18 protein-coding genes are annotated in these 16026 nt (G+C 33.1%); 14 read left to right on the forward strand and 4 right to left on the reverse strand.

The genetic code is table 11. From position 1 onward, the window contains the following. Positions 1–33: 33 nt before the first annotated feature. Positions 34–540 carry a GrpB family protein gene (locus V7056_RS10290; RefSeq protein ID WP_499701646.1) on the forward strand — a complete coding sequence of 169 codons (507 nt, stop codon included), beginning with the start codon at positions 34–36 and terminating at the stop codon, positions 538–540. A 25-nt stretch (positions 541–565) separates the two neighbouring features. Here V7056_RS10290 and V7056_RS10295 read toward each other — a convergent pair whose 3' ends face one another. Next, complete coding sequence (locus V7056_RS10295) at positions 566–1474, reverse strand: aldo/keto reductase (RefSeq protein WP_499701648.1); 909 nt, start codon at positions 1472–1474, stop codon at positions 566–568. Between the two features lie 37 nt (positions 1475–1511). After that, complete coding sequence (mciZ, locus tag V7056_RS10300; RefSeq protein WP_087999315.1) at positions 1512–1661, reverse strand: Z-ring formation inhibitor MciZ; 150 nt, start codon at positions 1659–1661, stop codon at positions 1512–1514. An 87-nt stretch (positions 1662–1748) separates the two neighbouring features. Between mciZ and V7056_RS10305 the strand changes: the two genes are divergently transcribed. The 3 genes from V7056_RS10305 (at position 1749) to V7056_RS10315 (ending at position 4204) form a co-directional block, all read left to right on the forward strand. Continuing rightward, positions 1749–2294: an NUDIX domain-containing protein gene (locus V7056_RS10305; protein ID WP_499701650.1), complete on the forward strand. Its 546-nt coding sequence runs from the start codon at positions 1749–1751 to the stop codon at positions 2292–2294. Positions 2295–2361: 67 nt separating this feature from the next. Further along, a complete protein-coding gene (locus V7056_RS10310; protein WP_499701652.1) occupies positions 2362–3042 on the forward strand; it encodes a DUF975 family protein in 681 nt (226 codons plus the stop codon). Positions 3043–3289: 247 nt separating this feature from the next. After that, positions 3290–4204 carry an alpha/beta hydrolase gene (locus tag V7056_RS10315; protein WP_499701654.1) on the forward strand — a complete coding sequence of 305 codons (915 nt, stop codon included), beginning with the start codon at positions 3290–3292 and terminating at the stop codon, positions 4202–4204. Between the two features lie 65 nt (positions 4205–4269). Here V7056_RS10315 and V7056_RS10320 read toward each other — a convergent pair whose 3' ends face one another. Then, positions 4270–5565, reverse strand: a complete 1296-nt coding sequence (locus tag V7056_RS10320) for a methyl-accepting chemotaxis protein (protein WP_499701656.1) — start codon at positions 5563–5565, stop codon at positions 4270–4272. A 171-nt stretch (positions 5566–5736) separates the two neighbouring features. On the opposite strand from V7056_RS10320, the gene spoIIM reads away from it, so the two are divergent. The 10 genes from spoIIM (at position 5737) to V7056_RS10370 (ending at position 15336) form a co-directional block, all read left to right on the forward strand. After that, entirely contained in the window at positions 5737–6387 is a 651-nt protein-coding gene (spoIIM, locus tag V7056_RS10325; RefSeq protein ID WP_499701657.1) for a stage II sporulation protein M, read from the forward strand. Between the two features lie 67 nt (positions 6388–6454). Next, positions 6455–6904 carry a ferric iron uptake transcriptional regulator gene (gene fur / locus V7056_RS10330; protein ID WP_087999321.1) on the forward strand — a complete coding sequence of 150 codons (450 nt, stop codon included), beginning with the start codon at positions 6455–6457 and terminating at the stop codon, positions 6902–6904. 227 nt (positions 6905–7131) lie between these two features. Next, the gene (locus V7056_RS10335) at positions 7132–7350 is read left to right on the forward strand and encodes a YqzK family protein (RefSeq protein ID WP_087999322.1); all 219 of its coding nucleotides are present in this window, start codon (positions 7132–7134) and stop codon (positions 7348–7350) included. A 6-nt stretch (positions 7351–7356) separates the two neighbouring features. Then, entirely contained in the window at positions 7357–8283 is a 927-nt protein-coding gene (gene xerD / locus V7056_RS10340) for a site-specific tyrosine recombinase XerD (protein ID WP_499701659.1), read from the forward strand. Between the two features lie 103 nt (positions 8284–8386). Beyond that, positions 8387–9133, forward strand: a complete 747-nt coding sequence (gene map, locus V7056_RS10345) for a type I methionyl aminopeptidase (protein ID WP_499701661.1) — start codon at positions 8387–8389, stop codon at positions 9131–9133. 359 nt (positions 9134–9492) lie between these two features. Further along, positions 9493–10191, forward strand: coding sequence for a TerC family protein (locus V7056_RS10350; RefSeq protein WP_499701663.1), 699 nt, complete (start codon positions 9493–9495; stop codon positions 10189–10191). A 216-nt stretch (positions 10192–10407) separates the two neighbouring features. Further along, entirely contained in the window at positions 10408–11589 is a 1182-nt protein-coding gene (gene deoB / locus V7056_RS10355) for a phosphopentomutase (protein WP_499701665.1), read from the forward strand. Between the two features lie 12 nt (positions 11590–11601). Continuing rightward, a complete protein-coding gene (locus tag V7056_RS10360) occupies positions 11602–12420 on the forward strand; it encodes a purine-nucleoside phosphorylase (protein ID WP_499701667.1) in 819 nt (272 codons plus the stop codon). A gap of 103 nt (positions 12421–12523) precedes the next feature. Next, positions 12524–13831: a pyrimidine-nucleoside phosphorylase gene (locus V7056_RS10365; protein ID WP_499701668.1), complete on the forward strand. Its 1308-nt coding sequence runs from the start codon at positions 12524–12526 to the stop codon at positions 13829–13831. Between the two features lie 206 nt (positions 13832–14037). Then, positions 14038–15336: an NCS2 family permease gene (locus V7056_RS10370; RefSeq protein WP_499701670.1), complete on the forward strand. Its 1299-nt coding sequence runs from the start codon at positions 14038–14040 to the stop codon at positions 15334–15336. A 57-nt stretch (positions 15337–15393) separates the two neighbouring features. On the opposite strand, the gene V7056_RS10375 is transcribed toward V7056_RS10370, so the two are convergent. Then, positions 15394–16026, reverse strand: a 633-nt coding sequence (locus V7056_RS10375) for a hypothetical protein (protein WP_499701671.1), incomplete at its 5' end; no start/stop codon positions are given.

Raw genomic sequence — 16026 nt, forward strand, 5'->3', positions numbered from 1 at the left:
TAGTAAACAAAACCTGATAAAAGGAGTAATTTTGTGAAAAGAATAAATGTAGTTCCTTATAAATCCTCTTGGGAAAAAGACTTTCAAAGTGAAAATAAAGAAATTCAAAATTTGTTGCCTGAAAAAGTGGAGATCTATCATATTGGGAGTACGTCTATTCCAAATATGTTTGCAGTTCCAATTGTAGATTTAATGATAGCTGTCCAAAGCTTAAAAGAGTTCGACAGATATAGTAAAGTACTTTGTACTATAGGATATGAGCCGATGGGGGAAACATGCGAGGATGAACGACGAATCTTTATGAAATGCGATGGAGATTGCAGATATCATATTCATATTTTTGAACAGGGAAACCCAGAAATTGAACGTCGGATTGCATTTAGAGAGTTTATGATTGCCCATACAGAACAAGCTTTAGAATATAGTAGATTAAAAAAAGAATTAGCTAATCAATTTTCAAACGATGAAGCTAAATATAAAAAAGGGAGAAGTGAATTTCTAGATAAAATAGATCAACAAGCAAGTAAGTTGAAGAATTAAAGAAACCTTCCAAAATAGGAAGGAGTTATCGGTGTTCCTTATATTTTTCAATCAAACATATATCATTTATTCGATCTAATTGCTGACTACTTAACGGTTTTGTGTAATAAGCATTTAAATTTTCTACTAGTTGTTCTTTATTTCTTGCGCCAATCGCTAAAGTAGTCACTGCTCTATGTTGTAAAATAAAATGCATAGCTAAACTATGTAAAGATTGTTCATCTTGAGTAACTTGTAACAGTTGTTCAATCATTTCTTTACATTCTTGTTCTGAATAATTTAGGTATCCTTTAATCGATAGCTTATTTTTCCAATGATTGCTTAAAAGTCCTTTTGCGACTGATCCTCTTGTGATGACAGAGATATTATGTTTTTCAAATAATGGGAAAAATTCCTCAGGGCGACGTTCTAGAAGATTATACTGCATCATTACACTTTGAATTGCTGAGTGATTGACAAAACGTTCAATTACATTTGGTCTAATGGAAGAAATACCATAGTGACGGATGTAACCTTCTTTAACAAGTTCTTCAAATGCCTCAATTGTTTCTTCATATGAATCCTCAATTGTTCCACCGTGTAGCTGATACAAATCAATATAATCGGTATTTAATCTGCGTAAGCTATCTTTGACAGCATGTAAAATATGTTTCTTTGATGGATCCCATGACCATTTGTCCTGTGACGCAGTCCAACGGTTTCCAACCTTTGTTGCCAATATAACCTGGTCTCTACGACCTTTTAATGCTTTTCCAACTATTTCTTCATTCTGGCCAAAATCATATAAATCAGCAGTATCTAAATAGTTTATACCAGAATCAAGTGCGGCATGGATGGTTTGAATCGCTTCATTTGCATTTGTTCCTAATGACATACATCCTAAACCAATTTCACTAATTTCCAGTTGTGTTGATCCGAGCATTCTTTTTTTCATCGTAATCCCTCCAATTGTAATTGTAGGGAATCGTCATTTATTTTACAACATATAGGGCCCGACCATCAGACTTTTTAATCCACTCTTGTACTGTTTCATACTGTTGACTCATAACTTGAAGTGTCTTTAATATTTCGGTTTTTGATCCAACTAAAATAACGGATGTGTTCGTTCGAGACATTTTCATTTTACTCCTCCAAATTTACCCAATTTATATAATTTAGTGATAAAATGTATGTGAAAACTATACAAATTAGAACAGGTGATGAAAAAAATGAAAAAATTTGAAGAAAAAACACTGACAGAAGAAAAAATATTCGAAGGTAGAGTCATTTCTCTTTATCATCAAGAAGTTGAATTGCCAAATGGTAAATCGAGTACACGTGAAATCGTAAAACACCCTGGCGCAGTTGCAATCATTCCGATTACAGAAGATGGGAAAATTGTATTAGTTGAACAGTATCGTAAAGCATTAGAAAGAAGTCTACTAGAAATTCCAGCGGGTAAATTAGAAAAAGGGGAAGAACCGATCAATACAGCAAAAAGAGAATTAGAAGAAGAAACAGGCTATGCAGCAAATGAGTGGGAACATATTCAATCTTTTTATACTTCACCAGGATTCGCTGATGAGTACATACATATTTTCGTCGCAAAAGGATTAAAAAAATTAGAAAACAGTGCACAATTGGATGAAGATGAATTTGTTGAATTGTTAGAACTTTCAGTTGAAGAATGTGTAGAAGAGTTAAAAAAGGGTTCAATCCATGATGCAAAGACTTGTTATGCAATTCAATACTTGCAATTATTAAAGAAAAATTAAAAAAGTGTCAATTTATCTTTAGATTGGTGATAGAATAGTAAAGATTACAAAGGGAAGGGATGAGAAAATGAAAATATCATCTATCAAGAAAACAGCCAAAGAACGATTGTCAGGGAATTGGGGAAAAACAATCTTAACGTTAATCTTCTTTGGTGTAATACAAGGACTTATTCATATGATATTTAATGGACCAGCAAACATTTACTATCAAGGTCAATTGTTTCTAGGTTATGAAGAGACGATTCCTGCTGGACCTACAGCAATTATTTCATTCATTACAACGATTCTATCTGCAGTAACAGGTTATGGATTTTCGGTGTATTTATTAAAACTGATAAGAAGTGAAGACCGTAGTTTTTCGGATTTATTTTACTATTTTAAAAGCGGTCACCAATTTGTAAGAGCAGCACTTACAACGATTCTTGTAACTATATTTGTGTTTCTATGGTTTTTATTATTAGTGATACCTGGAATTATTAAAGGAATTGCTTATTCTCAGGTTGGTTATATCCTAAAAGATCATCCTGATATGAAATCATTAGATGCAATTACACTAAGCAGAAGAATGATGGATGGTTACAAGTGGAAGTACTTTTTACTTTGTTTATCATTTATCGGATGGGCAATATTAGTTGTTATTACTTTAGGTATCGCATTTTTATATGTTGGTCCTTACTACTATGCTACAATTACACAATTCTATGAAGAAGTAAGAGAAGCATATGAAGCTAAAGGTGAATTAATTTAATATTCTAAGACGCGCTTTTTTAGGCGTCTTTTTTTGTTGGTGAACTTTTCTAAATAAATAGGTATTTCATAAGATTAAAGATTTTTAGTGATTCGGAAGGCGCGGAGTTCCTATTATTGAATAGATAATGGACAAGCGGACAGATGCAACAAAACGCGCACCTCACCTCTTTTAGAAAGTGAGTATCTTGAAGTTGACGAAATACTCATCAATAAAAAACGTTTTTGTTAAAATAGAAAATAAGGAAATGGAATACAATAAACCAAATAAAATCATTGCTGAGGTGAAAACCTTGTTTGTAACAGGAGAACTAGGAACGTATCATGTTAAAATAATGGGAGAGGGAAAGGTTACCATTTTATTAGAATGCGGTATGATGCATACCCTTCATCAATGGCAGTATTTACAAAAGGAACTTAGTCAATATGCGAAAGTGATTGCGTATGATCGACTTGGCTATGGGAAAAGTGGGCAGTGGACAAGTGAACGATCAACTGAGCAGCAAGCTTATGAATGTTATGATTTATTAATGACATTAAATATTTCAGGTCCACTAATTGCTGTAGGTCATTCGCTTGGGGCGTATGTTACATATCAACTAAATCATTTATTTCCAAATAGAGTTCAGTCGATGATCCTTCTTGATCCAACTCATCCTCAATTAGAGGATAATGAACAAAAATTATATGATAAATTACTTTATCAATATGCGCTATTAATGAAGAGAGCAAATCAACTAAAGATAACAAACATTTTCCCAAGTCAATTTATTAGCAAAATGTTTAAACAGCATACTGAAGAACGATTTGAAATGTTAAGGGCATTAAAAAGCTTAAAACACTGGAAAACTGTTGTTAGCGAGTGGAAAAACCTTTATTACAGTAATAAAAGAATCGGTGAGGCACTAAAAAAACAAATAGATATCCCGTTGCTTGTTTTAACTGCTTCAAAACAAAGTGGATTATCATTCGGTAAAAAGAACCAAGCTGAACTATTACAAAGAGTAGAGGATTATCATCAGCAATATGCAAGAATGTCATTAAAAGGTAGCCATGTAACAATTCAAGGCTACACACATTCTTCTATCTATGGAAATAATAAAGAAACTGCTAAAAATATTAGTCAGTTGATTAGAAATCAAATCGAATTATTCCTAAAGTAACACAAACAAGATTAATGAAAAAAGCTGTTTTAGTCATGGACTAGAACAGCTTTTTTAGTAGAAAATTAATTTGTAACTAAAGTTTTTGTTGCAACGTTCATTAATGTTTCTGCTGAAGAAGTTACACGGTGAGTTGCTTGTCCAATTTCATTAATTGTTTCAGCAAGCTGATTAATTTCTTTTTGAGTTTTTTCAACACCTGCGATACTTTTACCCATTTCTTCAACGATTGTTACGAATGAAACTTGTGTGGATTCAGCATGAACGCGACCGTCTTTTACAATACCAGAAACATCATTGATCGATGTCACTACATCATGTAAGTAAGTATTTGAAACTTCAATAATCTCTTCGATTTTTGAGATTGAATTTTTCGTTTGCTCAGCTAATTTCCGTACTTCTAGTGCTACTACAGCAAATCCTTTACCATGCTCACCAGCACGTGCTGCCTCGATTGCAGAGTTTAAAGATAGTAAATTCGTTTGATCTGCAATACTTTGTACAATTTTAATAACATCAGCAATATCTTGATATGAGCTATTCAAATGCTCAACCATTTCAATTACTTTTTGAGTATTTGTAGAAATAACGCCAATACTATCAGCTAAATCTTTAACTTGATTTTTACCTGTACCAGCAATTTCTTGTGTTTTGATTACTTGTGAATTAGAGTCATGAACCTGAGTTTTTACTTGGTGACTTTGTTCTACAAGCATTTCAACTGCAGCATTTGTTTGTTGAGTAAGTGCAACAAGCTCTTCAGCGATTTCTTGAATTTGAGCTTTTAATTCTTCTTCAGTTTTACTATGTAATTCTGTTTCTTCTAAAATATTTTCTTTCACGAACTGTGTAAATAATTGTTGTTCGAAATTTAATGATTTCATAATAGCAGTAATAAATTTTGTGCGTTCGATCGCATCTTCAATTTCAAGAAATGCCACTCTAATATATTCTGTTAAATAACATTGGAAAGCTCCAATATAAAATTCAGGGTTATTAGCAGTATAAACTGCTGTTAATCGTTTAATCATATCAACGAATGCAGCATTATAAACTGTTGTGAAATGTAACTCAATTTGTTTTTTGATTAATGTAGTTGGTTCTCCAGAATCATTTAAGATACGAAATACTGTATCCATTTTGTTTCCAAGGTTCTCCGTCACATTTTCAGTAATTTCTTTTTCATGTTTTTTAATATAAGTCGAATAAAAATGACCTTTAAGCGCGATATCTTCACTTGTGTAACGAATCATTTGGAATTGATCTAAATGTTTTTGAGATAAATCAACAATCACCTTCACTTGATCAGTTTTAACTGTCGTTACACCTTTACGATTTGTTTTTTTCTTGAACGTAAACATAAATAAATTCCTCCGTTGCCTTTATAAAATTTAACCCTACTATTATTATCGGAAAAAATTTTTTCTTCGTTACTATTTTATTATCAATTTTCAAACTTTTATAAATTCAAAGAATAAATTACTTGTCCAATCATAAAATGAAAAGAGACTACGACACGAGGAGTTGATGATATGACAAGAAGCACAGTCCAATTAACGATGAAGAATCATGTGAAGGATTACATGCCACTTTATATTTTTGTAAGTGTCATTTTACTATTTGGTGTTGTTTTCGGAGCAGTCATTGTAAATAGTATGAACGTAAGTCAAAAACAGGATATACTTTCATTTATTACGCAATTTTTTGGACAAGTTAATAATGATGGCTATATAAATGGAAATGAAGTGTTTCTATCGAGTTATTCTACTCATTTAAAGTTTTTAGCCTTAATTTGGATTCTAGGAATCTCAATTATTGGATTGCCAATTATATTAATCTTATTATTTATGAAAGGATTAGTAGTTGGATTTACAGTTGGATTTTTAGTGAACCAGCTAGGGTGGCACGGAATACTATTAGCATTTTCATCTGTCTTTCCGCAAAATGTTATCGTATTACCTCTCTATATATTATTAACTGTTTTAGCAGTTCAATTATCAATTCGTATGATCCGAAAACAATTTATGAAAAATGATAACGAAGCGATCATGAAACAATTAGTATCATATTCAATCGTTTTTTGCCTAGTAGCAATCTGTCTAAGTATTGCAAGTGTTATCGAAGCATATGGTTCTTCTTACTTTTTAAAAGCAATTTCAGAAATAATAGTTTCAAAAAATTAGCAAATAATTTTTGACACTTTCTCTTTCTTTGTTATGATTATTATCAAGTGGCGAGGGAGTGAAAAAAATGGAAGAACGAGTTGAACGAATAAAAAAACAACTACATTTAGCAGGATATAAATTAACACCACAACGGGAATCTACAGTTCGAGTTTTATTAGAGAACGAAGAAGATCACCTGAGTGCAGAAGATGTTTACCTCCTAGTGAAAGAAAAATCGCCAGAAATAGGACTTGCTACTGTTTACCGTACGTTAGAATTACTAACTGAGTTAACAATTGTTGATAAAATAAATTTTGGTGATGGCGTTTCAAGATACGATTTAAGGCATGAAGGTGCTCAACATTTTCACCATCATTTAATTTGTACTATTTGTGGAGCAGTAGATGAAATTCATGAAAATCTCTTAAGTGATATTGAAAAGACAGTTGAAGAACGTTGGAATTTTAAAATTAAAGATCATCGTTTATCGTTTCATGGTGTATGTCATCGTTGCCATGATTCTGAAGAACAATAAAAGATCAGTAACTAATGAGTGTTAAAACTAAAAATTACATTTTATGAAGTATCCTTGAATATGGATCAATAAAAAGCGAGTAGAGCAGTTCATCAAAATAGGTCTGCTCTTTTTCATGTTCTTAGAGAAGAATCAAATCTAATCTAAGAATAGAAGTATGATTTGTCCAAATTTTGCATAGTATGTAGTAATGATGTCTTTACTTCTAGCAAATAGGTGGTGGTCATATGAAAAAAAGAGCTGTTATTTTTTTGAATGTATTAAAGGTAGCCATTTTATTTATTACATGTACAATCTTATTTTATTTTGCTATACAATGGATACATTCAGAATATGAGGATATGCATAGATATGACCGACCAGAAGGATCAATGTTAAAAGTTGATAAAGACCATAATCATGGTACTTTAAATCAATTGGTACGGTTTTATCAAAACGGGGAGTAATGAAGAGTGACAACTAATGAAAAAACGCCATTTAAAAAAGAGTTTGAGTATGCTTCAGAAGACTTTATCCATTTTATTCAAGTAGAAAAAGGATTATCAAAAAATACAATACTATCATATGGCAATGACTTAGAAAGCTATGGTATGTATATGGACCAAGTTGAGCGGATACAAGGGCTTTCTAATATTATGAGAATTCATATTATTGGCTATTTAAAATATTTGAAAGAAAGAGATTTAACGGCAAGAACAATGGCTCGACAATTAGCTACTATTCGTTCGTTTCACCAATTTCTAATCAGAGAAGTGGATGGAATGAAGGATGATCCTTCACTTTTAATCGAAATTCCAAAAGCGCCAAAAGTGTTACCAAAAGTTCTCTCACTTGCTGAAGTAGAGGCATTGTTAGAGGTGTCAGATAGCTCTGAATTTGGATTAAGAGATAAGGCGATGCTAGAACTATTATATGCCACGGGAATGCGCGTTTCTGAATTACTATCTTTAAATCTTTCAGATGTAAATTTAACAATGGGTTTTGTGCGATGCCTAGGAAAAGGAAGTAAAGAACGAATTATTCCACTAGGGAAACTAGCAATTAACTCAATAGAGCAGTATTTGAAAATGGCACGAATGAAATTAATCGGAAAAAAACAAAACGATGCGCTATTTTTAAACCATCATGGTAATCGAATGTCGAGACAAGGTTTTTGGAAAAACTTAAAGAAACAAGCTGAAAAAGCAAATATTCAGCATGAACTAACACCTCATACTTTGCGACATTCATTTGCTACTCATCTATTAGAAAACGGTGCAGATTTAAGGTCGGTCCAAGAAATGCTTGGACATGCTGACATTTCAACGACACAAATTTATACTCATGTAACAAAAAATAGATTGAAAGATGTGTATAAAGAATTTCACCCAAGAGCTTAAAATAGGCTCTTTTTTCTTTTTATATTGTAGGATTTGTTGCCAAGTAAATGCATAATATATTAAATTAGTCATTAAGTGGATACGTAAGAGAGGATGAATAAAAATGATTACAATTAAAACTGAGCGGGAAATCAATTTAATGCATGAAGCTGGTAAATTATTAGCAGCTACACATAAAGAAATTGCAAAAATGATTAAACCAGGGATTACAACTTGGGAAATTGATCAATTTGTAGAGAAGTTTTTAGCTGAAAATGGTGCGAAGCCAGAACAAAAGGGCTATCGTGGATATGAATATGCGACATGTGCATCAATTAATGATGAAATCTGTCACGGATTCCCTCGTAAAAAGGCTTTACAGGAAGGCGACATAGTAACAATTGATATGGTTGTTAATTTAAATGGTGCTCTTGCAGATTCAGCATGGACATACGGTGTAGGTAATATTACAAAAGAAAATAAAGATTTACTAAAAGTTACAAAAGAATGTTTATTTAAAGGTATTGAACAAGCGATTGTAGGCAATCGATTAGGTGATATAGGATTTGCGATCCAATCATATGCTGAATCATTAAATTATTCAGTTGTACGTGATTTTACTGGTCATGGGATTGGCCCAACACTTCATGAAGAACCATTTGTACCTCATTTTGGTATGGCAGGAAAAGGACTTAGACTTCGTGAAGGTATGGTCATCACGATTGAACCAATGATTAATATTGGAACATGGCATTCTCAAATGGATGGTAATGGATGGACAGCTCGTACAAGAGATGGTAAAAATTCAGCACAATATGAGCATACTTTAGCTATTACAAGTGAAGGTCCAAAAATATTAACAATGCAGTAAAATATTAACATTGATAAAAAATGATCAGTGCTTTAAGATAAGAATCGTTAGAGCAAAATGAACGAACGAAAAACAAAAATTAAAATTTGATTAACAATTATTGACATAATAGACGAGTTGGCATAATATTATATTACAAACAATCGAATACTCCAAAGGGGAGTAGCGTCAGGAGAAATCCTGAAACAAAGTCGTCAATTCATGAGAATTTATTCTCATCGGCTTTGTTGGCATATAACTAGCGTATGCTCAGCAAGACCTTTGCCGTAGATCTACAACTATAGGCAAAGGTCTTTTTATTTTTGTAGACACGGGTACAGGTTGTTTAATAAAATAGTAGATTATGAGGGGGAAGAGTCATGGAAATATTTGGACTGAGTTTAGGCGTACTAGTAAACGTAATCTTTATCGACCTGTTATTAAGTGGCGACAATGCAATCTTAATCGCTTTAGCTGCTAAAAATTTACCTGAAGAGCAAAAGAAAAAAGCGGTACTTTTAGGTACAATAGGTGCAATCGGACTTCGTGTAGTATTTGCAGCAATCATTGTTTTCTTATTAAAAATACCTTTAATTTATGCAATCGGTGGTTTAATGTTACTATGGATCGCATTTAAATTATTAGTTGATGACGCTAATCATGGTGAAGTGAAGAGTGGTGCAACATTATGGGGAGCAGTAAAAACGATCATTATCGCAGACGCTTTAATGAGTCTTGATAATGTATTAGCTCTTGCAGGTGTGGCACACGGAAGCTTAACAGCGATCGTAATCGGTATTTTAATCTCAATCCCAATTATTGTTTGGGGAAGTTCTTATTTAATGAAAGTTATGAACAAATATCCAATTATTACAACGATCGGTTCTGCTATTTTAGCTTGGACTGCCGCTGGAATGATTACTCATGATCATATGATTAAAGATGTGTTTGAAAATAAAGCTATCGCTACAGCTTTTAAACTTGTATTAACGGCTGTAGTAGTAATTGCTGGTACTTTAGTTGCAAAGAAAAAAGCACAAAAACACAACGAGAATTCATCTCAAAATCAAACAGCTTAATAAAACGAAAACAAGCCCAACTTACTATAGGTTGGGCTTTTTACTATTTAATTATTAGTGAAATTTTTTAAAATTAAAGGGAAAAATCGTATCATTAGACACAAAATGGAAAATATAATGGTTGAAAAGAATTAGGACAATAAGTATACTTTAGTTGTCAGACATCTGACTCTACACTTTAGTTTCAGTTTGTAGCGATCGTTAGGAGGAAAACAGATGAGTAAAGAATTTAAGCGCGTGTTCCTCGTTGTTATGGATTCTGTAGGTATAGGAGAGGCTCCTGATGCAGAAAAATTTAATGATGTTGGTTCAGATACACTAGGACATATTGCAGAAAAAATGAATGGATTACATATGCCAAATATGGCAAGTCTAGGATTAAGTAATATTCGCGAATTACAAGGAATTAAAAAAGCTGAGAAACCACTTGCATTTTATTCGAAAATGGAAGAGTCATCAGTTGGAAAAGATACGATGACAGGACATTGGGAAATGATGGGGCTTCATATAGACAAGCCGTTTAAAGTATTTGCTGATGGATTTCCTGCTGAGTTAATCAGTGAGCTTGAAAGCCAATTTGGACGTAAAATCATCGGTAATAAACCAGCTTCTGGAACGGAAATTTTAGTAGAGCTTGGCGAGCAACATATGAAAACTGGAGACTTAATTGTATACACTTCTGCTGATTCTGTTTTACAAATTGCAGCACATGAAGATGTAATACCTTTAGAAGACCTTTATAAATATTGCGAGATTGCTCGTAAATTAACTTTAGACAATCCATATATGATCGGTCGAATCATTGCTAGACCGTTTGTTGGAGAACCAGGTGACTTTAAACGAACACCAAACCGTCATGATTATGCACTTAAGCCTTTCGGACGTACTGTAATGAATGAATTACAAGACGCGAATTATGATGTGATTTCAATTGGTAAAATTTCTGATATTTTTGATGGTGAAGGTATTACAAAAGCATTACGTACTGTTTCAAATATGGACGGAATGGATAAATTAGTAGATACATTAAATATGGACTTTACTGGTCTTAGCTTCTTAAATCTAGTTGATTTTGACGCAGTATATGGACATCGTCGTGATCCATTAGGATATGGCAAAGCGCTTGAAGAGTTCGATGCAAGATTACCAGAAGTATTTGAACTGCTTAAAGAAGATGATTTATTAATTATTACTGCTGACCATGGCAATGATCCAACATTTGCTGGTACTGATCACACTAGAGAATATGTACCTTTAATTGTTTATAGTAAAAAGTTTACTGAAGGTAAAGAGTTACCAATTCAAAAAACTTTTGCAGATGTTGGCGCGACAATCGCTGAGAATTTTGATGTAAAATTGCCATCACATGGATCAAGTTTTTTAGGAAAATTGAGATAAGGTGGAGTAAAAATGAATAAAGAAATGATTGAAAAAGCTGGTTCATTTATTAAAGAAAAAATTAAACGTAAACCAAAAATAGGTTTAATCCTTGGTTCAGGCTTAGGGATCTTAGTAGATGAAATTGAAAATCAAGTGAAAATTCCATATCATACGATACCTGAATTTCCTACTTCTACAGTTGAAGGACATGAAGGGCAATTAGTATTCGGTGATATTCATGGTGTAAGCGTTGTCGCTATGCAAGGTAGAATTCACTATTACGAAGGTTATGACATGGAAAAAGTAACATTCCCTGTTCGAGTGATGAAGGAATTAGGTGTAGACATTTTAGTTGTAACAAATGCAGCTGGTGGAGTGAATACTTCATTTGAACCAGGTGACCTAATGCTAATCACTGATCATATTAACTTTACTGGAACAAGTCCATTAATTGGACCTAATAATCCAGAACTAGGGTTACGATTTGTTGATATGTCTCATCCTTATGATCGTGAACTTCGAGAAGTTGCTAGAAGTGCGGCAAAAGAAGTGGATGTAAACCTTCAAGAGGGAGTATATCTAGCAGTTACTGGTCCGTCATATGAAACACCAGCAGAAATCCGTATGTTTAGAACATTAGGTGCTGATGCTGTTGGTATGTCAACAGTTTCTGAGGTAACAGTTGCTCGTCACGCCGACTTAAGAGTACTTGGTATTTCATGTATCTCAAATATGGCTGCAGGTATTTTAGATCAACCTTTAAACCATGAAGAGGTAATTGAAACAACGCAAAGAGTAAGATCACAATTTTTATCATTAGTAAAAGAAATAGTTCGTAAATTAGGATAAGTACCTTAAATGAAAAGACTTCTGCACAGATGTTGTAGAAGTCCCTTTTCGTTCTAAATTAGATACAAATAGAAGAGACATAACAGATAGGAGAATTCCAAACATGAGAATGGTAGACTTAATTGAAAAAAAGCGTGATGGAAAAACTTTAACAACAGAAGAAATCAATTTTATCATTAACGGATTTACAGATGGTAGCGTTCCAGATTATCAAATGAGTGCTTTTGCAATGGCAGTATTTTTAAAAGGTATGACTGAAGTAGAATATAGCGATTTAACAATGGCGATGGTTCACTCTGGTGATACAATCGATCTTTCAAACATTGAAGGAATCAAAGTTGATAAGCATTCTACTGGTGGAGTTGGCGATACAACTACATTAGTATTAGGACCACTAGTTGCTTCATTAGATGTACCAGTTGCAAAAATGAGCGGGAGAGGTTTAGGTCATACTGGTGGAACAATTGATAAGTTAGAAGCTGTTGAAGGATTCCACGTTGAACTAACTGAAGAAGAATTCATCAAACAAGTAAATGACATTAAAGTAGCTGTAATCGGTCAAACTGGTGATTTAACGCCAGCTGATAAAAAATTATATGCTTTACGTGATGTAACTGCGACAGTTAACTCAATCCCATTAATTTCTAGTTCAATTATGAGTAAAAAAATAGCAGCTGGGGCAGATGCGATTGTATTAGATGTTAAAACAGGCGCAGGCGCATTTATGAAAGACATTGAAGATGCTCGAGATCTTGCAAAAGCAATGGTTAAGATTGGTAATAATGTTGGTAGACAAACAGTAGCAATCATTTCAGATATGAGCCAACCACTAGGACTTGCGATTGGTAATGCTTTAGAAGTTAAAGAAGCAATTGACACATTAAAAGGTGAAGGTCCAAAAGATTTAGAAGAATTATGTTTAATCTTAGGTAGTCAAATGGTTGTTTTAGCGAAAAAAGCTGAAACACTTGATGAAGCAAGAGCTAAACTTCTTGAAAATATGAAAAACGGTAAAGCACTAGAAGTGTTTAAAAAATTCTTAATAGCTCAAGGTGGAGATGGATCTGTTGTTGATGATCCTTCAAGATTACCTCAAGCAAAATACGTTCAAGAAGTTGTCGCAAAAGAAGATGGTTATGTATCACGAATCGTTGCTGATGCTGTTGGAACAGCGGCTATGAAATTAGGTGCAGGGCGTGCGACAAAAGAATCTGTTATCGATTTAGCGGTTGGATTAATGTTAAACAAAAAAGTTGGAGATGCAGTGAAAAAAGGTGAATCATTAGTAACTGTATACTCAAACACAGAGGATATCAGTGAAGTAGAGAAAGATCTACTTGAAAATATCATTCTTTCTAAAGAAAAAGTAGAAGAGCCTACTTTAGTTTACGATTTAATTATGGAAGCTTAAAATTAAGTTCAAAAGCTATTCTCATTAGTTGAGAATGGCTTTTTTCTTTACATGTAAAAATGAATTTGGAATAGAAGAAACTCAATTGGGAAGTTCACCATGTAAATAGTAAATTTTTGTTTTCATATTTGACAATGTCTAGTATAATATTTAACGTGCCTTAGTGCATGGGTGGGCGAGGGAGACACTATAAGAGAGGAATTCACTTGAAAAATCTTTTAAACAAACAATTTAAACTTGAAGGAAGCGGTACAAACATTAAAACGGAGGTTATTGCAGGCGTTATTTCATTTTTAACACTTGTCTATATACTTTCTGTAAACAGTACAATACTACATGATGCTGGTATACCGTTTCAAGGGGCAATGATTGCAACAATCCTATCAGCGTTTTTAGGAAGCGTCATGATCGGATTATGGAGCAACTCACCTTTAGTATTAGTACCAGGAATGGGTATTAATGCACTGTTCACTTACACAATGGTTGGAGAAATGGGCATGAGCTGGCAGGAAGCGCTTGCAGTCGTATTTATTAGCGGTGTAATATTGTCCATTTTATCGTTTACAAACCTAGTTAAGAAACTGACAACTGCGATTCCATTATCACTAAAAAGTGCAATAACAGTAGGGATCGGATTTTTCTTAACGTTCATTGGTCTTCAAGAAGGTGGAATTGTCGTAAAGAATGAAGATACTTTTGTATCAATTGCAAACTTCTCAAATCCTGATGTTTTAGCGACAGTTATTACACTTGGAATTGCGATTTACTTATTTATTAAAAATGTTCCAGCTAATTTTTTAATTACCGTTATTTTAGGAACGTTCATTTCGTTTTTACTACATGGTGGCATTGAAAAAGCACACGAAACAACTGCAATTACATTTGATTCTGCGAATCAAGTTGTCGGACAACTGACCTTTACGCATATCATGAGTTTTTCTTTTTGGATCGCAGTATTTTCGTTAACAATGGTCATTTTATTTGAATCAATTGGAATCATACATGGGCAATTAAGTATGATGAATCAAGAGAGTAAGCAGCAGAAGGTCATACAAGGAACTGCCTTAGGGATCTTGTTATCAGGTATTTTTGGAACAAGTCCTACTGTCGTTGCCGTAGAAGGTAGTGCAGGTATCAGTTCAGGAGGTCGAACAGGTCTTACTTCTGTTGTAACAGGTCTATTATTTTTAGGATGCTTACTGTTTATGCCACTGATTGCGTATATTCCAACATCTGCAATCGCGCCGATTTTAATTATTATCGGTTCATTAATGGTTAAACACATTACTGATATACAATTGGATGATCCTACTGAGGCGATACCAGCCTTTTTAATATTAGCATTCATTCCTTTAACATATAGTATTATTGATGGAATTGCTTTTGGTTTTATCGCTTATCCGCTAGTTAAGTTAGCGGCAGGTAAAAAAACTGAAATTACACCTTATATGGTGGCAATCTCTGCATTATTTTTTGTACGTTTTGCATTAAATTTTATTTCTTAAAATGAAAAGCGCTATTTCTCAGTAAAAAGAGAAAATAGCGCTTTTTTACTTTATACTTTATTCAAAGAATTTGTTAAGTCGTTTATAGAAATAAAAACCAACTATAAATCCAATCAGTAAGCCAATCGCATAAACAATGACATTACTTCCGTTTGCAATTGTTGAAGTAAGAATTGCAATACAAGTTGCTGATAAATAAACAAATAGAATATTTACAAAATGACCAAACTTTTTATAAACAAATAATTTTCCATTATTAGCATTTGCATTTCGACTATAACAAAGCAAACCAATCACTAAAAATACAAAAATATAAATGAGAATGACAACTAGGTTATGGAAATCAAATGTTGGATACGTCACATTTTGTTGATCAAAATCTTTTGTAATACTTAAACGACCAGATTGGAAAGAAATAGACCAATCGACTATTTTCTTTTCAATTTCTAATAATCCACTAAAATCTTTATTAAAAAGTCCTTTTAAATTTGATAACACACTAAAAAAGATTAGAACTGGTGAAAAAATGGTAAAAATAGTAAAAAGTGTTTGCGAAAAATAATGGCCAGTAAGTGTACCGATTGCTAAGCCAATTGTTAAAAATGCAATTGAAAATAGAAAAAGTGTAACAAAGATCGGTAAAAATCCACTAGTATCGATATATTGATGAAGAATAGTAGAGTAATGGAT

The organism is Bacillus sp. JJ664, assembly GCF_036962205.1.
Lineage (GTDB): Bacteria > Bacillota > Bacilli > Bacillales > Bacillaceae_G > Gottfriedia.